At 41.3% G+C, this 26200-nt stretch carries 5 protein-coding genes; all 5 read right to left on the bottom strand.

Annotated features, from left to right (window positions below; translation table 11 throughout):
* Nucleotides 1–100: 100 nt before the first annotated feature.
* A complete protein-coding gene (locus ACR5KR_RS11660) occupies nt 101–1999 on the bottom strand; it encodes a PAS domain-containing sensor histidine kinase (protein WP_448266637.1) in 1899 nt (632 codons plus the stop codon).
* Nucleotides 2000–2230: 231 nt separating this feature from the next.
* Nucleotides 2231–8122, bottom strand: a complete 5892-nt coding sequence (locus ACR5KR_RS11655; protein ID WP_448266636.1) for an AAA family ATPase — start codon at nt 8120–8122, stop codon at nt 2231–2233.
* A 158-nt stretch (nt 8123–8280) separates the two neighbouring features.
* Nucleotides 8281–14280, bottom strand: a complete 6000-nt coding sequence (locus ACR5KR_RS11650; protein ID WP_448266634.1) for an AAA family ATPase — start codon at nt 14278–14280, stop codon at nt 8281–8283.
* Between the two features lie 113 nt (nt 14281–14393).
* On the bottom strand, nt 14394–20264 hold the full coding sequence (locus ACR5KR_RS11645) for a trifunctional serine/threonine-protein kinase/ATP-binding protein/sensor histidine kinase (RefSeq protein ID WP_448266633.1): 5871 nt from the start codon (nt 20262–20264) through the stop codon (nt 14394–14396).
* Between the two features lie 73 nt (nt 20265–20337).
* A complete protein-coding gene (locus tag ACR5KR_RS11640; protein ID WP_448266632.1) occupies nt 20338–26169 on the bottom strand; it encodes an AAA family ATPase in 5832 nt (1943 codons plus the stop codon).
* Nucleotides 26170–26200: the final 31 nt, after the last annotated feature.

The raw sequence follows: 26200 nt of genomic DNA, 5'->3' as shown, positions 1-26200 counted from the left end.
TTTTAAATCTTTAATCAAAAATCCAAAATTTAAAATCTAAAATTCGGTGAGGAGGACAACCGCCCCATAAGGAATATAACCTTACAATTACAAAAAAACTTTAATGCTGAATTGGAATTGTAATTACAAACTCTGTTCCTGCTGCTGGTGATGAATGACATTCCAGTTTGCCACCATGTGTTTCTGTAATGATTTGATAACTGATAAACATTCCCATACCTGTTCCCTTACCTACAGGCTTGTTGGTGAAAAACGGATTAAAAACTTGTTGTTGAATCTGTTCTGACATACCTATTCCATTATCAGCGATCGCAATTTTTACCCAACTGGAATCTATCACTGATGTACGAATGGCAATCGTGGGAGTTAACAACCCAGATGTGAAATTGTCTATTCTTAATTGTGCATTCTCAATTGTCCATTCTTCTAAAGCATCAATGGCATTCGCCAATATATTCATAAACACCTGATTGAGTTGTCGGCCATAGCATTCCACTAAAGGTAATGTGCCGTAGTCTTTGATGACTTGAATGGCTGGAAGCTTTGTTGTTTCTTGGAAGCGATGTTGCAATACCATTAGAGTACTGTCAATGCTTTCGTGAATGTCTACTGCTTTAAACTCGGCTTCATCTATGCGTGAGAAGGTTCGTAACGACAGCACAATCTGACGGATGCGCTGAGTGCCAACTTTCATCGAACTCAATATTCTTGGTACATCTTTTTGGATGTACTCTAGGTCAATTTCCTCACACAAAGCCTGAAATTCCAACTTATTACCAGATTGCTGCTGATGGTGAATTATTCGCAACAGGTCTTGAGTATATTCTTCAATATAAGTGAGATTACCGTGAATAAAATTAACGGGGTTGTTGATTTCGTGAGCAACTCCAGCCACAAGTTGACCCAGACTAGACATTTTTTCTGCTTGAATCATTTGTGCTTGAGTTTGTCTGAGTTCTTGAAGAGTTTGGGCTAAATTTTCTGTTTGTTGTCGCAATTGGTCTTCCATCTGTTTGCGCTCACTGATATCCCTGGCGACACAAACAACGGTGTTTTCGGTCATGCTGGCAATATTCGCCTCAAACCAAACCTCTTGCTCGCCTATAGGCAAGCTATATTCTACCTTCACAGTTTTTTTAGTTAAGAGTGCTTGTTGAATAGAGTTGAGAAAATAGTTGGCACAAGCAGAGGGTAAAACCTCATATATTTTTCTGCCCAGCAGTTCCGCAGGAGGTTGATAGAGTAAGGGCGCACCACTAGGAGCGATTTTTAAGTATCTTCCTTCAGCATCCAAGACAAGAATCACATCCTGCATAGCGTTGAACAACGCAAGTAATTCTGCTTGCGAGGCTTTGATTAATTCTTCAGCTTGTTTGCGACTGCTGATATCGCTAATAGCGCCATGAAGACCAATAATTTCACCATCTGAATCGAAAATTGGCGAAGCCACTGACCTCATCCAGCACCAATTTCCATCCTTTTTTTGGTGGCGAAATTCTATTGCGATTCGCTGCCCCTTGGTTTCCACCATTTCTTGAATTTTTCTCTGGGCTAGGGGGAAATCATCAGGATGAAGCAGGGGGGCAAAGGGTTGACCAAGTAGGTCTGAAGGTTCCCATCCTAAAACATTTTTATATTGTGGTGAGACATAAGTAAAAAGACCTTCCACTGACATAGAAAAAATCAGGTCGCTGATATTTTCCACGAGTTGGCGATACTTAGCCTCACTCTCAGCCAGAGCAGTTGCCGCCGTTTGATGATGCCGTCCGCGAATTTTATTTGCTGATTCCACAAAGGCAGAATTATCTGCCAATTTCGACTGTAATTCTATCAGTTGTAAATCTTGTGGGACTTCATCAGTAACTAATTCCCAAATTTGATGTTGTTCGGCTAACAGTGTAGTTGAATAAAGGTCTTGCAATGCTTCTAGCTGTTGCAGCAATTGGGCATTTTGCTGACGTAAAAGCAATATCTCTTCATTGATTTCGTTAGTACACATATTCAACTCCAATTTACTTTACTTAGTGCTGTTAACAGATAGCTAGTAGTCTGCCAACCCAACAATGCTTGGTTTGTAGTGAGCGCTTTAGCGCTCAAATTAAGGACTAAAGTCCTAACTACAAACTTATTCACCCATCAAACTTAGCTTGGCAGACTACTAGGGGGGATCGAATTCTATGCAGCTTCAGAAAGAATTGCTCTTAGCTAAAGTTGGTCTACTCAGCACTATTTAGTACCGCACTGGAATTGCAATTACAAACTCTGTACCTTTTCCTGGGGAGGAGTTGCAGTGTATCGAACCCCCGTGTTTTTCCACAACAATTTGACGGGCGATCGCCAACCCCAAACCCGTACCTTTGTCAACAGATTTCGTCGTAAATAAATGTTCAAATATTTTTTGTTTGACTTCTTCATTCATCCCTTTAGCATTATCAGCAATAGTTATTTCTACCTGATGAGATTTCAATGAAGTTTTAATGATAATCTTGTGAGGATTTTCTTGAATTTCTGCAAAATTTCGCCCAACATTTGACTCATCTAAGGCATCAATGGCATTAGCGAGGATATTCATAAATACCTGGTTTAATTGTCCGGGAAAACATTCAAACTGAGGGAAATTACCGTATTCAGTTATTACTTGAATTGCTGGGCGTTGTTCGTTAGCTTTGAGGCGATGTTTGAGAATCAAAATCGTACTGTCAATACCTTCGTGGATGTTAAATGGCACTTTGTAATCTTTATCTGCGCGGGAAAAGGTACGAAGACTATGACTGATGGATTTGATGCGATCGCCACCATCTTTCATCGCTCTGATTAACTTGGGTAAATCGTTCCGTAAATATTCCAGATCAATTGTCTCTAATTCTTCTTCAATTTCAGTTCCAGGTTGGGGGAATTTATCGTTGTAGAGGTCAATCAACCCAAATAGGTCATTGATGGAATCTTGGACAGCATCAACGTTGCCAATAATGCAGCCGACAGGATTGTTGATTTCGTGGGCAACTCCGGCAACTAAGTTACCCAGCGCCGACATTTTTTCACTTTGGACAATTTGCAGTTGGGCGTGCTGCAAATCGTTCAAGGCATTTTCTAATGCAAGGGATCTCTGCTGTAAGGCAAGTTCTGCTAGTTTGCGTTCGCAAAGTGCAGCTTGCTGTTCGCTAATATCCAAAAACAATCCATCCCAAACCATAGACCCATCGGCAAATCTTTGGATTTGAGATTCCCCATGAATCCACTTGATAATTCCTGATGGGGTGATGATTCGCCCTAACCAGTGCCAGGAAGATTCGCTTTGAATGGCCTCAGTTTGGGACTGTAGAAAACTTGCGATGTCATCTGGATGCACCATATTGTTTAAAAACTGCCAATTGGACATAGCTTGCTCTGGGGTAATTTCCAGCAAGCTGTAACAATTTGCACTAATGTAGCTCAACGATATAACCCCATCGGCACTCATGGTATATTGAAAAACTACCCCAGGCACATTGTTTACCAAGTTATGGAAACGAGAGTTACTCGCACTCAATGAGTTCAGTGATTCCTCTAGTTGTTGAGCATATTGCTGCGATCGCTCATAAAGTTGGGCATTTTCCAAAGAAATTGCGGCTTGAGCGCAAATTAAATTGAGCAGTTCGACGCGATCGCTCGTGAACGCCCCCGTTGCTAAATTATTTTCTAGATATAAAATGCCCATCAACTTGCCTTGATGCAAAATTAGGTTGCACAAGATACTTTTCGGCTGCTGACGGATAATATAGGGGTCATTGGCTAAGGTGGTATCTGCGGTTGCATCCAATAAGACAACAGTCTGTTGACTGTGCTTGACTTTGTAAATGAGCTTGTGGGGAATGTCTTGACTTTCTTCAACCCGAAGGTTCTGCAATACCACTGGGTTTGTTCCCTGAATAATTGAGCCTTGAATTAGCAGGTGATTGTCTCGCAGCAGCATTAACACACATTTATCAGCCCCAGCATTTTCGATGATGATAGAAAGTAACGATGAAAGTAGTTTTTCGAGTTCGATTTCACCAGAGATAGTCTGAGAGGCTTTGAGAATTGCTTTTAAATCTAGAGTATCTGAGACACTGCTGCTAGAACTGGAAGAACTGGTAGATGTCACAGTTCCCAAAGTGAAGATAGTTTCGTTAGTAGAAAGAACCGAACGGCTTTGCTTTAATATTGGCGCAAGTAATAAGGGATAGCATTTTTCTAAGGCGGCGACTTTGGCTTTTGCTCCCCAACGGGCATAACAATAATATGCTTGTTGCATATAACCTGCGGCGATTTTCTCTTTCCCCCAACCAAGGTAAAATTTGGCGGCTAATTCGTTAGCGAGGGCTTCTTCTTGGATATAGTGATTTTCTTTTGCACCTGCGATCGCGCGATCGTAATGTTCAATTGCTTCGGCTTTATTGCCGAAAACCCGATACTTTTCGGCTTCAACTAAATACCATTTATGCTGATGATTCATGGGAGCATTCTGCGCCCACTGTTGCAAAATAGTTTGATGGGTTTTTGCCAAAGCGAGAAGTTTTGCTTGCTCCTGCTCTGGCTGTGTGGTGAAGAGTGCCAAATGCGTCAGAGCTGTATAGAAATGGAAAATGGGAATCAGCATCAAGCCTGATATTGCCATTAAATGCTGTTTGACTTGAGCGCTATGTTCTAGGGCAGCCGTGTAATTACCAAAACAGTAGGCAAGGAGAAGTTTGTAGAAGTAAGCAAGAGCGATCGCACAAAGATCGTTGTCCTGATGGTGCTTAGGAATCATCACCCTTTCATCGTAGGCATCACCAATTAAGCAATCCGACAGAATACGAGTTTCCCTCAAGTTTTGTATCGCCTGCTGTTTCATATCCAAATAAGTCTTGGCAGAATATTGCTTCACATCTGCCATAACGCCGCTGTAAGCTGCAATCTCAGGTTCCCAAGTGTCTAGTTCTACCCCACCAAAAAGGTTGGCATTAAAGTAAATGCCGATGTTATAGCCAGCGTTGAAAAAATCGCCAGTTTCTATACCAGTCGCATAGCCATCTTTACCCGTCAGCATCGTTGCCCTCAGAGCTTCCTGACGATGTTGGATAAAAGATCCAAATAGAAGTAGAACCTTGCTCTTGAATTCCCGCACATTAAATCGGTCAATCAAATTCAGTGCCAATCGCCCAAAGCTATAGCCTGTTTCCACTTCTCCCAAAAAACCACACAGTACCAGACCATGAATCACATACCCCACTGTTGATGCAGGCGAATTCCCAAAGGAGAGCGATAAACTCACCATCGTCGCGCTCAGTATGGGCACTAATTCTGGCATTCCCTGGATAATGGGTGCAAATAACATTCCTAACATTTGCATGGCTGCCTGAGTCTGAGGATCGCTCATTATCGGGAGATCGACTAATTCCTCAATCCTGCTACTGCTTAGTTGAGCCGCAAGAGTCTGTAGCACTTGGCTAATTTTGGCTTCGTCAGGTGCAGTCGGGAGTTCTACCCCCAATTGCCCCAAGGCATCTCTACCTACTACAATAGCTTTTAACATCTGGCTCTGGGCTGCCAGTGCCATTATTTGAATTTCGTAAATTTTAACTTTGTCTAAAATTGTTTGAGCTTCTTCTAACACCAGTGCAGCCATCTGTTCCATACTGTCAAGATCGGCATTCAAATAAGCGGCTTCCGTAGCAGCAACATGGAGATTCAGAGCCAATTGATACTGACTTTGCCAGCAGTTAGCTGTCAGTAACTCAATCCCTTTTTGCAGATAGACTCTTGCTGCAGTGTATGCTGTAGAATTTCTGGCTTTCTGTCCCGCTTTTAAGTTAAGTTGAGCTAAGGCTTCTCGTTCTTGCGGTTGAGTAATTAACTCACTTCCTAAATTCAAATGCCCGACCAGATCGAACAGTTTTTCCTCTTGCTCTAACTCGGAGAAATTTTGTTGAAGTAATTGTCCAATTTTTAGATGAATTGCCGTTTTCTGTTCGTCGGGAATCAGGGAATAAGCAGCTTGTTGTACTCGGTCATGTAAAAATCTATACTTGGCTATTTGTTTAGTAGTATTTTCATTTGACACTACCAATCTTTCATTTTCTTCTCCCTGATAAAACTTATAAACATCGCCAATCGGCAAAATCAAGCCTGATTGTAATGCTTTCCATAAATCCGCCGACGTTTCAATTTCTGATTTTTCTGAAACAATTGCCAAAGTTGCTAAATCAAACTGATTGCCAATACAAGCTGCTAACTGCAATATCTGTTGAGTTGATGGCGGTAGTTTTCGCAATTGAAAACTCATAAAGACTACAACATCATCTGTAACTGCTTGCTGGTTCACTTGTGCAATGTCACATTGCCATCCCCCGGCTCGATCGGGGGGAGTTGGGGGAGTGAATTGAATCAGTCGCTCTTGATGTAATGCTTTGAGAAACTGGGTAGCGAAAAACGGATTTCCTTGAGTTTTTTGAGAGATTAATTGAGAAAGAGGTAATGCCAAAGTTTCTGGACATTTCAGCGTGTCAGCAACTAATTGATTTACTTTGACTTGACTCAATGGCGCTAAAGTAATCGTATTAATCGTTGCTTGGTTTTTTTGAATCTCACTCAAGGTCAAGATTAATGGATGTGCTGGAGTAACTTCGTTATCGCGGTACGCACCAATTAACAAAAGATAACTTGTATCAGCCATTAAAAGCTCCATTAACTTCAGCGATGCCAAATCTGCCCATTGCAAATCATCTAAGAACATCACTAAGGGCTGTTCAGCACTGGTAAAGACTTGAGTAAATTTTTGAAATAATAAATTAAATCTATTTTCTGCCGCCGTTCCTGATAATTCTATAGCTGGTGGTTGTTCGCCAATAATTCTTGATAATTCGGGTATGACTTCAATAATTACCTGACCATTTTCTCCAACAGCATCTAATATTTTGTTTTTCCGTTGCTGGATTTGTGCCTCACTTTCGGTTAATAATTGCCCCATTAAATCTTGGAAGGCTTGGACAAATGCACTAAAGGGAATATTCCTTTGAAATTGGTCATATTTCCCTTTGATAAAATAACCGCGTTGCCGCACAATGGGTTTATGAACTTCGTTGACCACTGCTGTTTTACCAATGCCGGAAAAACCTGCTACCAATATCATTTCTGTTGCACCAAGGCTGACTCTTTCAAATGATTGAAGTAGGGTTGATACTTCGGCTTCTCGTCCATAAATTTTATCAGGAATGATGAAGCGATCGCACACATCCCGTTGGGCAATTGGGAAGTTTTCTATTGTGCCCGTTTCCTTCAATTGAATCAAGCAGTTTTCTAAGTCATATTTTAGCCCTAATGCACTCTGATAGCGGTCTTCAGAATTTTTTGCCATCAACTTACTGACAATTGCAGAGAGCACAGATGGAATTGCTGAATTAATTTTATGTACTAAGGTTGCTGTTTTCGCAAGATGACAATGTACCAACTCCATCGCATCTTCTGACTGAAATGGTAATTTTCCAGTGAGTAATTGGTAAAAAGTCACACCGACTGAATAAAAATCAGTGCGGTAGTCAATCTGGCGATTCATCCGTCCAGTTTGTTCTGGTGAAATATAAGCCAGCGTTCCTTCTAGCACATTTGGATTGAGGAGGGTTTGAGTTTCTCTTGGTAGCAGAGAGGCAATACTAAAATCAATTAATTTGACTTGTTTGGTTTCGGGGTTAATTAGAATATTGGCGGGTTTGATATCTTTATGGATAATGCGATCGCGATAGAGTATATCTAAGGTGTTGCACAGTGCGATCGCAATCTGCAAAAATTCCTCCAAAAATGCGATATATCGCGTCTCTACAGAGGTGAAATAATCTTTTAAAGAAATCCCCCCAAAGTCTTCCATCACCAGCGCATAGCCATTTTGATAGGGTTCCAGGCTATATGTTTGGATAATCAGAGGTGAGTTAAGATTTTTGGCTATGGTGTATTGATTGCGAAACGACAAGAGTTCGCTGGAACTCGGATAAGGATTTTTCAATAATTTGATGACTACAGGTAATGAGTCAGTCTTTTTATACCCTCGATAAACTATGGTTCTCGAACCATTGTAGAGTTCTTCGCTAACCTGATATCCGGGAATATTGACTCTCGTGTTAACCATACTGCTAAATCTTTAAGACTCCAGATATAGTGTTCCCAGATATAAAGCGAACCCGTCGCTCCACAACTTGAAATTTTCAAGATTTAGAGTCAAAGAAAATCGGCGCTAATCCCATCCCTTCTCTACGAGACGCGGCGCGAACAGAAAGTGTCCGAGATTCATACCGGAATTTCAATCATAAATTCTGTACCTTGACCCAGAACCGAGTTAAAACTTAATTTTCCACCGTGGGTTTCTTCAACAATTTGACGAGCGATCGCTAATCCTAAACCCGTTCCTTTTCCCACAGATTTTGTTGTAAACAAATGGTCAAATATCTTTTGCTTTACTGCTTCATTCATGCCATTAGCATTATCAGCAATCGTTATTGTAATCCGATCGTCTTGCAATGAGGTTTTAATTGTAATCTTGTTAGGATTTTTTTGGATTTCTGCAAAATTCCGCCCAGTATTCGACTCATCTAAGGCATCAATTGCATTAGCTAGGATATTCATAAACACCTGATTTAATTGTCCAGGAAAACATTCAACTTCAGGCAAAGTGCCATAATCGGTTATTACTTCAATTGCTGGACGTTGTTCATTGGCTTTGAGGCGATGTTTGAGAATTAAAATTGTACTTTCAATTCCTTCATGAATTTTAAATGGCACTTTGTAATCTCGATCGGTACGGGAGAAAGTTCTTAAACTAGTGCTGATATTTTTCAGGCGATCGCACGCCATCACCATTGAATCTATTACCTTGGGTAAATCTTCTAAACTATAATCTAAGTCAATTTCTTCTGCATGGTCGATAATTTCAGCACTTGGATTAGGTAAACTTTCTTGATAAAGTTTCAAGTGTTGCACAACATCGGCAATAGTGGGTTTAGTTTGTTTGAGACTTGCAGCAATAAAGCCCAAAGGATTATTCATTTCATGGGCTACACCAGCAACTAAATTACCCAATGCAGACATTTTCTCACTTTGAATAATTTGTAATTGCGCTTGTTGTAAATCTTCTAAAGCTGTTCCGAGTGCTTGAGATTTTTCTGTAACTGCTGATTCAGCTTGTTTGCGATCGCTAATATTAATCGTTGTCCCAACTATACGATAAACTTTGCCCGTCTCATCTTTTAAAGGGCTGAGTGTGGTTAACCACCAAATTTTCTGGTCATTAAATGTTAAACATTCTTCATAGGTGATGCGTTTTCCGGTTTGAAAACAATGCAAATATTTTTGCTCGACTGCTACACCTTCGTCAGGAACCATTATTTCTTGCGGAGTTTTACCTAGCACTTGAGAAGCAGGTATACCAACCGCTAATTCGCAAGATTTACTCCATCCTGTGTACTCATACCTGCCATCATCCCGGATCTCAGTCACAAAAATAAGACAGCCAACACCTTCGTAAATACTATTGAGGAACTTTTCTCGTTCCTGGAGATGATTATATAACTGGGCATTTTCCAAAGAAATTGCAGCTTGAGTGCAGAGGAAATTTACAATAGAAAGGCGATCGCTAGTAAATACCCCTTGCGTCAGTTGATTTTCTAAGTAAAGAATCCCTACTAAACGCCCTTGATTAATAATCGGGGTACACAATACACTCTGGGGTTGTGTTCGCTGCATATATTCCCCAATCAACCCAATGGTATCTGTTTTGCAATTGTCTATAACAACTGTTTGTTGAGTATTTTTGACGTAATTGATAATTTTTGCGGGAATATCTTGACAATTAGCGAGTAATTGTGGTTCCAGAATGGTTTGTATTTGGTCATGATTGATAAAGGTAATTGCCCTAACTTGCCAATTATCGCCAGACACTTTCTTCAATAAGGGTTCCCCCCGCACGGCAGTGTCCTCATCTTGGGGAAGAATTAGTACAACTTTCTTGGCGCCAGAGTTTTCTAGGATAATTTGGGTCAAGCTGGCAATGAGTCGATCTAATTCCAGAGAACCAGAGATAGCAATAGCTGCTTTGAGGACAGAGGTAAAATCAAATGTCTGGGAAATACCAGTACTGCCAGTGGTAGAAGTGCGAGTAGATGAGGAAGTGCCACGAAAGCTAATAGTTTCTAAGGTATTGAAGTTGATTCGTTGCTGTTGCAGAATCGATTGGAGTAGTTGGGGATAGCGTTTTTCTAAGTCTTCTATTTTGGCTTTTGCACCCCAACGAGCGTAGCAGTAGTATGCTTCTTGCATATATGCTTGGGCAACTCTTTCTTTACCCCAGTCGAGATAAAATTTGGCTACTAGTTCATTGCTAAGTGCTTCTTCGTTAACGTATTCGTTTTCTTTGGCGAGGGAGATGGCGCGATCGTAATGTTCAAGTGCTTCTGCTTTATTGCCCAACACTCGTTGTTTTTCAGCCTCAACTAAATGCCATTTATGTAGATGATTCATGGGAGCATTTTGCGCCCATTGGTGCAAAGTGGTTTGATGGGTTTCTACCAAAGCGAGAAATTCGGCTTGCTTTGGCTCTGGCTGTGCCAGCAAAAGCGCTAAATGCGTCAGGGCTGCATAGAAATGAAAAATGGGAATAAAAATCATGCCTGATACTGCCATCAAATACTGTTTGGCTTGGGCGTTATGGTCTAGGGCAACCCTGTAGTTACCAAAAAAGTAGGCAAGTATCAGTTTGTAAGTATAAGCAATAGCGATCGCCGAGAGATCCTTGTCTTGATGGTGCTTAGGAAGCATTGCTGTTTCATTGTAGGCAGTGCCAATTAAGCAATCCGACAGAATACGGGCTTCCCTCAAGTTCTCCACAGTCTGCTGCACCATATCCAAATAAATCAGGGCAGAATGTTGTTTTACCTGCACTAAGACAGCCCTGTAACCTGCTATTTCGGGTTCCCAAATGTCCAGTTCTACCCCAGCAAAAAGTTTGGCAATGAAGTAATTGAGCGAGTTGTAGCCAGCGTTGAGAAAATCACCAGTTTCCATACCAGTTGCATAGCCATCTTTCATCGTCAGCATCGTTGCCCTGAGAGATTCCTGATGATGTTGAATCCAGGCCGCAAACAGAAGTAGAATCTTACACTTGAATTCCCCGACATTAAATCGGTCAAGCAAATTCATTGCTAATCGCCCAAAGCTATAGCCTGTTTTCACTTCTGACAAAAAGGCACACAACACCATACCGTGAATCATATACCCCACCGTTGATGCAGGTGCATTGCCAAACTGGAGTGATAAACTCACCATCGTTGCGCTCAGTATGGGCAGTAATCCAGGCATTGCCTGTAGAATCGGTGAAAATAATATTCCTAAGAGTTGCATAGCTGCCTGAGTTTGGCGATTGCTCATAATAGGTAGATCGACTAATTCTTCAATCCCTCTGCCGCTTTGAAGGCTGGCTACAGTCTGTAGTACCTTGCCAATTTTGGCTTCGTCAGGTGCAGTGGGGAGTTCAACCCCCAATTGAAAGAGTGCATCTCTGCCAACTGCGATCGCTTCTAATATTCTGGTCTGGGCTGTCTGGGCAGCAATTTGAATTTCGTAAATTTTAACTTTGTCTAAAATCGTCTGGGCTGATTTCAACACCTGTACTGCGATCTGTTCCATACCATCAAAGTCAGCATTCAAGTAGGCGGCTTCGGTGGCGGCAACATAGAGACTCAGGGTCAATTCATATCGATCTTGCCAGCTATTCGCTGTAAGTAGCTCAATTCCAGTTTGTAAATAGACTCTAGCAGCAGCATAAGCGGTGGAATTTTTCGCTTTATCTCCTGCTGCTAAGTTAAGCCGAGCCAAGGCTTCTCGTTCGTTTGATTGGACAATCAACTCTTGCCCTAAATTCAAATGCCCGACAATATCAAACAGTTTTTCTTCTTGTTCTATTTGAGAAGAATTTTGTATAAGTAATTGACCAATTTTGAGGTGAGTTGCTTGTTTTTGGTTATCAGGAATTAGAGAATAGGCAGCTTGTTGTACTCTGTCATGTAAAAATCTATAATAAGCTGTCTTTTGTCCTATGTCCTTTGTGATTCGTTCGCTCTTTTCTAATGACCACTGACCACTCGCCCTGAGCGGAGCCGTACCACTTCGTGGAAGCAAGCTACGCGTAGCGTCTCGCAGAGAAGGGATGACCAATGACGAATCATGATAAAACTTATAAACATCACTAATCGGTAAAATCAACCCTTCTTGTAAAGCTTTCCATAAACTTGCAGCCGTTTCAATCTCTGATTCTTGCGAAACAATTGCCAAATTTTCTAAATCAAATTGATTGCCAATACAAGCAGCTAACTGCAACACCTTTTGAGTTGAATCAGGCAGTTTTTGTAATTGACATATCATGAAATTAACAACATCATCTGTAACTGCTTGCTGATTTATTTGGGTGATATCACATTGCCAATATCCTGATTCAAAGTTAAATTTAATTAATCCATCTTGGTGTAATGCCTTGAGAAACTGTATGGTAAAAAACGGATTACCTTGAGTTTTCTGAAATACTAATTGAGAAACAGGTAATGCCAAATCTTTTGTACATTTAAGTGTATCAGCAACTAATTGATTCACTTGCAATTGACTCAGAGGCGCTAAAGTAATTGTATTAATTGTGGCTGCTGTTTTTTGGATATCATTCAAAGTCAACATTAATGGATGTGCTGGGTTCACTTCATTATCACGATAAGCACCAATTAAAAAAAGATGTTTGGTATCAGCCATTAATAACTGTATTAACATCAATGATGCTGAATCTGCCCATTGTAAATCATCTAAAAACATCACTAATGGATGTTCAACACTAGTAAAAACTTGGGTAAATTTCTGAAATAATAAATTAAACCGATTTTGAGCAGCAGTTCCGGATAATTCTGTAACAGGTGGTTGCTGACCAATAATACTTTCTAATTCGGGGATGACTTCAATAATCACCTGTCCGTTATCACCTACAGCCGCTAAGATATTGGTTTTAAATTGCTGGATTTGAGCATCGCTTTCGGTTAATAATTGCCCCATTAAATCGCGGAAGGCTTGCACAAAAGCACTAAAGGGAATATTTCGTTGAAATTGGTCATATTTCCCTTTGATAAAATAACCGCGTTTTTTGACGATTGGTTTATGGACTTCGTTAACTACAACGGTTTTCCCAATACCCGAAAAACCAGCCACCAGCATCATTTCTGTCGCACCTGTACTAACGCGCTCAAATGCTTGCAGGAGAGTTTCTACTTCTGTTTCTCGTCCATACAGTTTATCAGGGATAATAAAGCGATCGCACACATCTCGTTGAGCAATTGGGAAATGCTTAATTTCACCAGTTTCTTGGAGTTGAGATAAACAAGTTTCTAAATCAAATTTCAGTCCTAATGCACTCTGATAGCGGTCTTCAGCATTTTTTGCCATCAATTTCATGACAATATCACAGAGAACTTGGGGAATCTCTTCTCTATTCCCTGTCCCCTGTTCCCTATCCCCTAAAAGTGGTGGAAGTTTTGCTAGATGACAATGTACCAACTCCATCGGATCGTTTGAATGGAACGGTAACTCACCCGTCAGTAGTTCATAAAAAGTGACACCTAAAGAATAGAAATCAGTCCGGTAGTCAATCCCCCGATTCATTCTTCCTGTTTGTTCGGGAGAAATATAACCAAGTGTCCCTTCCAAGACATTGGGATTCATCAGTGTTTGAGTTTCCCGTGGTAATAGCGATGCAATACTAAAGTCAATTAATTTAACTTGTTTGGTTTCTGGATTAATTAAAACATTGGCGGGTTTGATATCTTTATGAATAATCCGGTCGCGATACAATATATCTAAGATGTTGCACAGGGCGATCGCTATTTCTAAAAACTCCATTAAAGATTCTAAGCTTTTCCCCACTACTTCGGCTTCTCTTCGAGACGCTACGCGAACGCTCAGTACAAGTCCCCAATCCTTGAGAGAAATCCCCCCAAAGTCTTCCATTACCAACGCATAACCATTTTGATAGGGTTCTAGGCTATAGGTTTGGACTATTAGCGGTGAGTTGAGATTTTTCGCTATGGTGTACTGATTACGAAACGACAAGAGTTCGCCAAAACTCGGATAAGGATTTTTCAGCAGTTTGATCGCTACAGGTAATGAGTCAGTCTCTCTATATCCTCGATAAACGATGGTTCTAGAACCATTGTAGAGTTCTTCGCTAACCTGATATCCGGGAATATTGACTCTCGTACTAACCATACTGCTAAATCTTTAAGACTCCAGATATAGTGTTCCCAGATAGCAAGCGAACCCGTCGCTTCACGACTTGAAATTTTAAAGATTTAGCGGCGCAAACAAAAAGTGTCCGAAATTCATACCGGAATTTCAATCATAAATTCTGTACCCTGACCCAGAATCGAGTTAAAACTTAATTTTCCACCGTGGGTTTCTTCAACGATTTGACGAGCGATCGCCAACCCTAAACCCGTCCCTTTACCAACCGCTTTTGTCGTAAATAAATGGTCAAATATTTTTTGTTTAACTGATTCGCCTATCCCCTTGCCATTATCAGTAATGGAAACTTTAATTAGATTGTTTTCGACTGAGGTTGTAATTGTAATGCAGTTAGGATTGGCTTTAATTTCTTCAAAGCTGAGTCCATGATTAGATTCATCTAATGCATCAATAGCATTAGCAAAAATATTCATAAATACCTGATTTAATTGACCGGGAAAACATTCTACTTGAGGTAAATTACCGTAGTTTACAACAACTTGAATCGCCGGACGTTGTTCATTGGCCTTGAGACGATGTTTGAGAATGAGAATAGTGCTATCAATGCCTTCGTGGATATTAAAAGGTACTTTGTAGTCTTGATCGGCACGAGAGAAAGTTCTCAAACTGGTGCTGATGTTCTTTAGCCTGTCACACGCCATAGACATAGAATCAATCATCTTGGGCAAGTCTTCTAAGCTATAATCCAAGTCGATTTCTTCGGCGTGGTCTTCGATTTCATCGCTTTTGTTGGGTAAACTTTCTTGATATAGTCTGAGATGTTCAACAATATCAGCGATAGTAGGTTTAGCTTGTTGAAGACTAGCAGCAATAAAACCAAGGGGATTATTCATTTCGTGAGCTACACCAGCAACTAAGTTGCCTAGTGCAGACATTTTCTCAGTTTGCACCATTTGTAATTGTGCTTGTTGCAGGTTTTGTAAAGCAGTTTCTAGCTCTTGTGCTTTTTGTTGAAGTTGGGCTTCGGCAACTTTGCGTTCGCGTAGCGCAGTTTGCTGTTCTGTAATATCATCTACTAGGGAAGCAACTCCGATTGACTCGTTATCTGCATTTACAAGCGGATTGTTATACCAAGTACAAATGATAATTTTACCATCTTTTGTTACATTTTCATTGATACTGTAATTGCCGCCCTGCTGGGATATAATTTCGACGCTGACTCGCTCCATTTCTGCTTGAATTATTTCAGGAATGATGAATTTGAAGTCACGACCCAAAGCCTCTTGTTTGCTGTAGCCAAAGATTCTTTCTGCGGCTGGGTTCCAGTCAGTAACGTGAAAATTGGTATCCCACTCGATAACTGCCAATGGAGTTTGCTGAACCAATAGCTGGAGTCGTTGCTGGGATGCTTGCAAGCCAGACTGGGCGGCGCTCAACTTATCAAGCGATCGCTCTAGCTGTTGGGCATATTGCTGCGATCGCTCATAAAGTCGGGCATTTTCTAAAGAAATTGCCGCTTGGGCGCAGAGTAAATTCAGCAGTTCAATGCGATCGCTAGTAAACGCCCCCGTTGCTAAATTATTTTCTAGATATAAAATGCCCATCAATTTACCTTGATGCAAAATCGGGCTACACAAGATACTTTTCGGCTGCTGACGCATGATATAGGGGTCGTTGGCTAAGGTTGGATCGGCACTCGCATCAAGTATCACAGCAGTTTGTCTATCGTGCTTCACTTTATAAATCAGCTTGTGGGGAATGTCTTGACTGTCCTCAACCAGAAGGCGCTGCAACACTACTGGCTGCATCCCCACGGTAATTGACCCTTTAATTAGCAGACGTTCGCCTTTGGTATCGCCTAGCGAATTGTTTCGTAACAGCATAAACACGCATTTATCAGCCCCAGCATTTTCAATGACGATTTCAAGCAACGATGAAAGCAGTTTTTCAAATTCAATTTCGCCGGAAAGAGTGTGAGAGGCTTTGAGAATAGCAGCTAAATCTAAAGCAACAGAAACACTACTACTGTGGGAAGTGCCGGAATTCGTGGGTGTAACATTTGCTAACGAGAAGATTGTTTCGTTAGTGGAGAAAGGAGAATGGGTTTGCTGGAGGATAGGGGCTAGCAGTTGCGGATAGCGTCTTTCCAGATCGGCAATTTTGGCTTTTGCCCCCCAACGTGCGTAACAGTAATATGCTTGTTGCATATATGCTTGGGCGAGTTTTTCTTTCCCCCAGTTGAGGTAAAATTTGCCAGCAAGTTCATTCGCTAGTGCTTCTTCTTGGATATATGCGTTTTCTTTGGCAGAAGCGATCGCGCGATCGTAGTAATCCATTGCTTCATACATCCGCCCCAATACCCGATACTGCTCTGCTTCAACCAAATAAAATTTGTGTAAATGGTTTTTGGGTACATGGTTTGCCCATTGTTCGAGCTTTTTCTGGTTGTCAACAACTTGCTGGGGGAGGCATTCTTTACCTTGAGCGTTGGGTAACATCGCTAGATGAGTCAATGAATCGTAAAAGTGAAACACCGGCACCATAAAACAGCCGGATACTCCACTTAAATATTGTTTGGCATCAGCCGCCACTTTGATAGCTTGTTCCCACTCATTAAACAAGTAACAAAGAATTAATTTATTGATATACAGTGTTCCCATTGCGTAAAGATCGTTTGCCTTTTGATGCAAGGGCAACATGATTTGTTCGTCATAGATTACACCTTGAATTTCCCAAGGGCACTTGCTTTGAGCGAGTAAATTTAAAACGGATTGGTAAAAGACTCTCAAATAATTATGAGCAACTTCCTGTTTGAGTTGAGCCAATGCCTGATTGTAAACCTTCATCTCTGGTTCTAAGATTGACAAATCTTTTCCGAGAAAATAGGAAAGCGAACAGTAATTGTAGGCACAGTAGGCAGCATATTCTAAAGTACCCATTTCCAGACCGCTGTGGTATCCGTCGAGTAAAGGAGCAAGTGAATTTTGAATATGATGTTTCCAAGGCTTCACGAAGGGATAAACCATGTTAATCGTGCTGGCTTTAAATTCTTTGCTTTGGAAGCGTGATAGTAGTCCCATTGCCAGTTCGCCAATGCGATCGCCTAAATCTATTTCTCCAATACCACACAAAATGACTCCATACCAAGCATAAGCCTGTGCTGATACCGCAGCATTACCGTATTCTACTGATAACCTAATCTGCTTACACACGATTAATGGCAGTAATTCTGGAACCGCTTGATAAACTGCTGCTGTCACTGCCGCTAAAATTCGGATTGTTGCCAGGGCTTGGAAGTCTGTCATTTCCGGCAGTTCCAAGAAATCTTCTAAATGTTTTCCTTTTAAGACATCTTGAGTCTGCTGCAAACTTTCAGTAATATCTGCGTCAGTCGGTTGTTCTGGAAACAATAGTCCAAATAATTCCAAAGTCGAAAGAGCGGTTTTAATAGCTTTGGGCTGTTGACTCTGGGCCACCTCAGCCAAAATTCTTACTTCATAGACCTTCACTTTGTCTAGTAATTGACGAGCATTTTGCACTACTTCGTCAACTATCTGCTCCATTTGCCTAAAATCACCGCTCAGACAGGCTACTTCTGCGGCTAAATCATGCAGAGCTAACGTTAGTTCATAGCATTGCTGCCAACAATTTGTTGTGAGAAGTTGTATTCCTTTAGTGGCGTATTCAATTGCTGCGACGTAAGCGGTTGCAGATTTAGCTCTTTGGGCAGCAACTAGATTTAGCTTTGCTAATTCCTCACGTTCAATTTCTGCAACAATTAAATCGGCTCCTTTATTTAATTGATTGACAATCTCAAAGATTTTTTCCTCTTTTTCCGTCTCGCTCATTACACTTAAAAGCAATTGCCCAATTTTTAAGTGCGTCAATTGTTTTTGGTCATCGGGAATCAGAGAATAAGCGGCTTGTTGGACGCGATCGTGTAAAAATTTATATGTAACAGTCTGAATATTTTCCGGTGTACGTACAAGACTTTCTTGCCCAATATAAAATTTATAAACATCACCGTTCGGTAAAATCAACCCTTCTTGTAATCCTTTCCACAAAGTTGCAGCCGTTTCGATTTGAGATTGTTTAGAAACAATTGCCAAACTTGCTAAATCAAACTGATTCCCAATACAAGCAGCTAGCTGTAACACCTGTTGAGTTGATAACGGCAGTTTTCGCAATTGAAAACCCATAAAGGCAACAACATCATCTGTAACGGCTTGAGTCATCACTTGGGTAATGTCACATTGCCAACAGCCTAACTCAATATCAAATTGAATAAGATTTTCTTGATGCAATGCTTTGAGAAACTGGATTGCAAAAAACGGATTTCCTTGAGTTTTCTGATAAATTAATTGAGAAAGAGTCCATGCCGAAGTTTCTGTACATTTAAGTGTGTCACCAACTAACTGATTCACTTTTAGTTGACTCAGTGGTGCTAACGTAATTGTATTAATCGTCGCTTTGTTTTTTTTGATTTCACTCAAAGCCAACATTAATGAATGTGCTGGATTTACTTCATTATCGCGGTAAGCACCAATTAACAAAAGATGACCTGTATCAGCCATTAATAGCTGCATTAACTTCAATGATGCCGAATCTGCCCATTGCAAGTCATCTAAAAACATCACTAATGGATGTTCAACACTAGTAAAAACTTGGGTAAATTGTTGAAATAATAAATTAAATCTGTTTTGCGCCGCCGTTCCTGATAATTCTATGGCGGGTGGTTGTTCGCCAATAATTTTTGATAATTCGGGGATGACTTCAATAATTACCTGTCCATTTTCCCCAACAGCATCTAATATTTTGTTTTTCCATTCCTGAATTTGTGCATCACTTTCGGTTAATAATTGCCTCATTAAATCTCGGAATGCTTGTACAAATGCACTGAAGGGAATATTCCGTTGAAATTGGTCGTATTTGCCTTTGATAAAATAACCGCGTTGGCGAACAATCGGTTTATGAACTTCGTTAACAACTGCGGTTTTGCCAATTCCCGAAAAACCTGCAACCAGCATCATTTCTGTTGCACCAAGGCTGACTCTCTCAAAGGCTTGAAGTAAAGTTAATATTTCGGTTTCTCGTCCATAAAGTTTATCAGGAATGATGAAGCGATCGCACACATCCCGTTGCCCAATTTCAAAGCCTTCAATCTTACCATAAACTTGTAGATGAGACAAACATTTTTCTAAATCAAACTTCAGTCCCAAGGCACTTTGATATCGATCTTCGGCATTTTTTGCCATCAATTTCATCACAATATCGCAAATAACTTGGGGAATATCTTCTCTATTTTTTAAAATTTGTGGAAGTTTAGCAATATGACAATGCACCAATTCCATTGGCTCGTTTGATGTAAAAGGTAAATTTCCTGTAAGTAACTCGTAAAATGTCACACCCAAAGAATAAAAATCAGTTCGGTAATCAATCCCCCGATTCATTCTGCCTGTTTGTTCTGGGGAAATATAAGCGAGTGTTCCTTCTAAGATATTGGGATTGACTAGCGTTTGGGTTTCTCGTGGTAGTAAAGATGCAATACTAAAATCGATTAATTTAACTTGTTTGGTTTCGGGATTAATGAGAATATTGCTAGGTTTTATGTCTTTATGAATAATCCGCTCGTGGTAGAGTATATCTAAGGTATTGCATAGTGCGATCGCAATTTCTAAAAACTCTTGTAGAGATTGTCGCCTTCCCTTGATTCCCCATTCCTTGAGAGAAATCCCGCCAAAGTCTTCCATCACTAGCGCATAGCCATTTTGATAGGGTTCTAGGCTATAAGTTTGGACTATTAGCGGTGAGTTGAGATTTTTAGCTATGGTGTACTGATTCCGAAACGACAAGAGTTCGCCAAAACTCGGATGAGGATTTTTCAGGAGTTTAATAACTATAGGTAATGAGTCAGTCTCTCGATACCCTCGATAAACAATGGTTCTAGAACCATTGTAGAGTTCTTCGCTAACCTTGTATCCAGGAATATTGACAAGAGTGCTAACCATACTGCTAAATCTTTAAGACTTCCGGATTTAGTATTCCCAGATGTCTGAAGTTGTTTACTAAACGAGCCAAAAATTACACTGGAAATTCAATCACAAATTCTGTACCTTCACCAAGAACAGAGTTGCAACTCAATTTACCGCCGTGGGTTGATTCAACGATTTGTCGAGCGATCGCCAACCCCAACCCCGTTCCTTTCCCCACAGCTTTTGTAGTAAATAAATGGTCAAAAATCTTTTGTTTAACTGATTCACTTATTCCTTTGCCATTATCAGCAATGGTAATTTTTACAACACTATCTGCAAGTGAAGTATTAATTGTAATGCAATTAGGGTTGGTTTGAATTTCTTGAAAACTGCGTCCAATATTCGACTCTTCTAAAGCATCAATAGCATTGGCAATAATATTCATAAATACCTGATTTAATTGGCCAGGAAAACATTCAATTTGCGGTAAATTACCGTAGTTAGTTATCACTTCAATAGCTGGACGTTGTTGATTAGCTTTGAGGCGATGTTTGAGAATAAGAAGGGTACTATCAATACCTTCGTGAAGATTAAATTGCACTTTATAATCTCGATCGGCACGAGAAAAAGTGCAGAGTGAAGTGCTGATTTTTTTCAGCCTGTTGCACGCCATCGCCATCGATTCAATTACCTTAGATACGTCTTCTAAGCTATATTCCAAATCAATTTGCTCGGCATGGTCAATAATTTCCTCACTGCTATTTGGGAAAGTTTTTTGATAGAGTTTCAGGTGTTCGGTAAGATCGGCAATAACGGGTTTAGTTTGTTGCAGGCTAGCAGCAATAAAGCCCAAAGGATTATTCATTTCGTGAGCAACACCAGCAACTAAGTTACCCAAAGCAGACATTTTCTCACTTTGGATCGTTTGTAATTGGGCGTTTTGCAAATCGGTTAGCGCCTGTTGTAATAAGAGCGATTTTTCCTCTAAAGCAAGTTCTGCTTTTCGGCGTTCGCTAATATCCAACAAGAATCCATCCCAAACTATAGTTCCATCGGCTTTTTGTTCTATTCGGGCTTGGCAGTGAATCCATTTAATCATCCCAGATGGTGTAATAATTCGCCCTGACCAGTCAAAATCAGTTAAGGTTTGCATTGAGTCAATAACAGACTGCTGGTAGCTTGCGACATCATCTGGATGCATTCTCTCCAAGAGCAGCTGCACATTAGCGATCGCTTGTTCGGCTGTAATTTCGTATAGTTCATAACATTCTCTACTCATATAGGTGAGAGACATTGCACCATTAGCAGATATCTGGTACTGATAAACAACCCCAGGCACGTTATCTACAAGTTTCTCAAAGCGAGAGTTACTCGTACTCAATTCGACAAGCGATCGCTCTAACTGTTGGGCATATTCTAAGGAACGTTCGTAGAGTCGAGCATTTTCCAGAGAAATCGCAGCTTGAGCGCAGATTAAATTCAGCAGTTCGACGCGTTCGCTGGTGAATGCTCCCATTGCTAAATTATTTTCTAGATATAAAATGCCCATCAACTTGCTTTGATGCAAAATTGGACTGCACAAGATACTTTTCGGCTGTTGACGAACAATATACGGATCGTTGGCCAAGGTGGGATCTGCTGTCGCATCCACCAGGACAACAGTCTGCCTGTTGTGCTTGACTTTGTAAATCAGCTTCAGGGGAATATCCTGGCTTTCTTCAATGGGAATGCGCTGCAATACAATTGGTTGTGACCCCTCAACAATTAACCCTTTGACCAACAAGCGATCGTCTCGCAACAGCATCAACACGCATTTATCGGCCCCTGCATCTTCGATGACGATTCTAAGCAACGATGAAAGCAGTTTTTCAAGTTCGATTTGCTCTGAGAGAGTTTGGGAAGCTTTGAGAATAGCGGCTAAATCTAGGGAATCAGAACTGCTGCTAGAAGTGGCCGAACTGGTGTATGTAACGCTCCCCAAAGCGAAAATGGTTTCGTTAATTGAAACGGGAGAACGGGTTTGCTGTAATATCGCAGCAAGTAGTTGAGGATAGCATTTTTCTAAATCAGCGACTTTGGCTTTGGCTCCCCAACGAACATAGCCATAGTAAGCTTGAATCATATACTCCTGAGCAATCCGCTCCTTATCCCATTCCAGGTAAAACTTTGCTGCTAGTTCGTTGGCAAGAGCTTCAATTTGGGTAAAGTGATTTTCTTTGGCGGCGATAATGGCGCGATCGTAACAGGCGATCGCATCTGCGTAATTACCAGAAACTCTTGCCATTTCAGCCCCAAGCAACAGCGATTGATGCAAAAAGTTTTCTGGACAAGTCTGTGTCCAGGTTTCTAGTAGCTGGCGGTGCTGCTGCATCACATCCCAGTAGTGCTGTTGATTCTCTGGGGTTGCTTGGAGATAAAGCGCGGCTAAATTCAGCGGGTAATAGAAGTGGAATAAAACGATCGGAAACAGACCAAGATTAGAAGCCAGGGTTTTTTCAGCAATCGCAGCAACTTCTAGGGCATCGGCATAGCGACCGTACAAGTACAATAGCTGGAGTTTCAAGAAGTAATACCAATTGATCCCAGCTTCAAAATTATTCTTCTGCCAAGCATCAAGACAGACAATCTGGCGATCGCCGCGATCGACTAGCAGATCGGGTTCGGCCAACAAACCTTGCAGGTGCAACAGAAATTGCTGCTGGAGGTTAAATGTCAGCGTCATGTTCGCGTTATTTACTTGTTGCACATAGCTCAAGTATTTCTCGGTTTCGGCATACACCTCTGATAAGCAATCACCTTTCAACAGCATCGTCCAAATCAGACATACTACTGCCCAGATGCCAAATCCAATATCACCTGTTTCATAACTAATCTGAAGAGATTGTTGGTAAACTGCGAGGTTTTCAACCAGTGGCCTGTTGTAGGGATTGATTGTATGACCAAAAACGTTATTGGTTTTGGGAATGAACTTGGCGCTATTGAATTGGCGATCGAGCTTTCGCCCCAAGGTAGCGAATTCATAAGCACTGCGATAGTCTCCTTGAATTGTCAGCATCATCCCATACAAACAGTAAGCGCAGCCCGAACTTTCGGCATTGCCATAGGTGAATGAAGTCTGAACCATTAACAGGATACTGAGAATTGTTAGCGCTTGATTGCCACCGACATAAGCAGCCCCCCAGAGATCGGGGAGGATTGACATACATACCTTCTTTGCCGGATCGGTCATCGCAGGCAGATCGAATAAATCTGCGGGTTGTACAGTTTCCAGTTTGACGCGGATCTCCTTGAGTATGCTTTCAATCAGCGCTTGCTGACCTGCATCAGTTGCCGGAATGCTCATACCCATAACACTCAAGCCACTCAGTGCAGCCTCATAAGCGGCGAGTAAATTCTCTCCCTGATTGGATCTCAGGGCTAATTGCAGCCCATAAATGTCTGCTAGCTCGAATTTATTCTGGGCGTACTGTAATGCCTGATGGAAGAGTCGTTCTGCTTTGTCAAAGCGTCCTGTAATGTATTCGCACTCTGCACATTCCCGATAAAGCTGAAATGTGAGATCGTAGGCAGTCTGCCAACTATCTTCCGGAAGGATTTCCATGCCGATCGCACAGTATTTAATGGCTGCCTTGTAAGCTGTAGAAACTTTTGCTTTTTTGCCAGCAATCAGATTCAACTGCGCTAACTCATAGCGATCGCCGATCCGATCGATCAGAGCAATTCCATTGTTCAACTGATTAACAATATCAAAAACATTCAGTTCTATGGCTTCAGGTGCGGTATTTTGCAACAGCAATTGCCCAATTTTGAGATGAGTCGCTTGCTTTTGGTTGTCAGGAATTAGAGAGTAAGCAGCTTGCTGGACGCGATCGTGCAGGAACCGATAGGTCGGATTAACTGTCTCCCCTGCCTGGGACTTTTGGGCATCCTGAAAAAACTTGTAAATCTGACTCGTGGGTAAAATTAAGCCTAACTGCAAAGCTTTCCACAATGCTGTGGCTGCATTGGTTGGCGATCGTTCGGAAACGATCGCCAATGTTTCCAAATCGAACTGTGCGCCCACACAAGCAGCCAGCTTCAGTATCTCTTGAGTGGCTTGTGGCAACTTTTGTAATTGCTGCGCCATGAATTCAACCACATCATCAGTAAGCGAGAGCAATTTCACCGACACCATATCGCACTGCCAGTGTCCAACTTGCAGGTTATATGCAATGTAGTTCTCCTGATGCAAAGCTCTGAGAAATTGGGTAGCAAAGAAGGGATTGCCTTTGGTTTTTTGATAGACTAACTCTGCTAGGGGTTGTGCTAGAACTGTGGAACAACTGAGGGTGTCGGCAACCAAACAATCGATCTGAGATTGACTTAACGGGGTGAGGGTAAGGGTACTGATAGTTGCCTCAGCTTTCTTCATCTCCTCCAGTGTCAGCATTAGGGGATGGCTGGGAAAGACTTCGTTATCTCGGTATGCCCCGATTGTTAGCAGGGAATCCACCTCGCTTTGACTCATCAACACTTGCATGAGCTTCAATGAGGCTGAATCTGCCCACTGCAAGTCATCGAAGAACATCACTAACGGATGTTCTAGTGTAGCTAACGCGGCAATGAATTTCACAAATACCAAGTTGAAGCGGTTCTGGGCGGCACTACCATTGAGTTCTGGGGCTACTGATTGTTTGCCGATAATCTGCTCTAGTTCGGGAATAACTTCAATTAGGACTTGCCCATTTTCACCTAAAGCACAGAGGATTTTCTCTTTCCACTGCGCCAGTTGCTCATCAGTTTCGCTTAACAATTGTTCCATTAAATCTCGGAATGCCTGTACAAAGGCACTCAACGGGATATTGCGGTTAAACTGGTCAAATTTGCCTTTGATAAAGTAGCCGCGTTGTTTCACAATCGGCTTATGCACTTCGTTGACAATAGCAGTTTTGCCAATCCCCGAAAACCCAGCAACCAGCATCATTTCTGTTGCGCCAAGGCTGACTCGCTCAAATGCTTGCAGGAGAGTTTGAACCTCCATGTCTCTGCCATAAAGTTTATCGGGAATGATGAAGCGATCGCACACATCCCTAGTTGCTATTTCAAACTTGTGAATTTCCCCAGTTTCTTGCAGTTGTTCTAAACAATTTTCTAAATCAAACTTTAATCCCAACGCACTCTGATATCGATTTTCGGCGTTTTTCGCCATTAATTTCTTGACAATCTCCGAGAGTACAAATGGGATTTGTGGGTTAATGTCATATACTAGCGGTGGAAGTTTTGCAATATGACAATGCACCAACTCCATCGGATCGTTTGATGCAAAAGGTAATTCTCCCGTCAGTAATTCGTAGAAAGTTACGCCGAGTGAATATAAGTCTGTGCGGTAGTCAATCCCCCGATTCATTCTGCCTGTTTGTTCGGGGGAAATATAAGTAAGTGTCCCTTCTAATACATTAGGATTGATTACTGTCTGCGTTTCTTGTGGTAGCAAAGATGCAATACTAAAGTCGATTAATTTAATTTGTTTGGTTTCGGGATTAATTAATATATTGCTAGGTTTGATATCTTTATGAATAATGCGCTCGCGGTAGAGTAAATCTAAGGTGTCACACAGGGCGATCGCAATTTCTAAAAATTCTTGTAGAGATTGTCGGCTTTGGCTGAGGAGCCATTCTTTGAGAGAAATCCCCCCAAATTCCATTACCAGCGCATAGCCATTTTGATAGGGTTGGAGGCTGTAGCTTTGGACGATTAACGGTGAGTTGAGATTTTTCGCAATGGCGTACTGATTGCGAAACGACAAAAGTTCGCCAAAACTGGGATAGGGATTTTTCAGCAGTTTGATCGTTACTGGTAAGGAGTCAGCTTCCCGATACCCTCGATAAACTAGGGTTCTCGAACCATTGTAGAGTTCTTCAGTTATGTGATATCCGGGAATCCTAACAAGAGTGTTGACCATACTGCTGAAGGAATGACGATTTATAGATATA

This window comes from Nostoc sp. DSM 114159, from assembly GCF_053470285.1.
Note: the sequence above shows the minus strand (reverse complement) of the source record. Positions and strands in the feature narration are given on the sequence as shown.

Bases quoted from the DNA above. Each gene is read 5' to 3' on its own strand.
- ACR5KR_RS11660 (WP_448266637.1), bottom strand. From the start codon at position 1,999: ATGTGTACTAACGAAATCAATGAAGAGATATTGCTTTTACGTCAGCAA.
- ACR5KR_RS11655 (WP_448266636.1), bottom strand. From the start codon at position 8,122: ATGGTTAACACGAGAGTCAATATTCCCGGATATCAGGTTAGCGAAGAA.
- ACR5KR_RS11650 (WP_448266634.1), bottom strand. From the start codon at position 14,280: ATGGTTAGTACGAGAGTCAATATTCCCGGATATCAGGTTAGCGAAGAA.
- ACR5KR_RS11645 (WP_448266633.1), bottom strand. From the start codon at position 20,264: ATGGTTAGCACTCTTGTCAATATTCCTGGATACAAGGTTAGCGAAGAA.
- ACR5KR_RS11640 (WP_448266632.1), bottom strand. From the start codon at position 26,169: ATGGTCAACACTCTTGTTAGGATTCCCGGATATCACATAACTGAAGAA.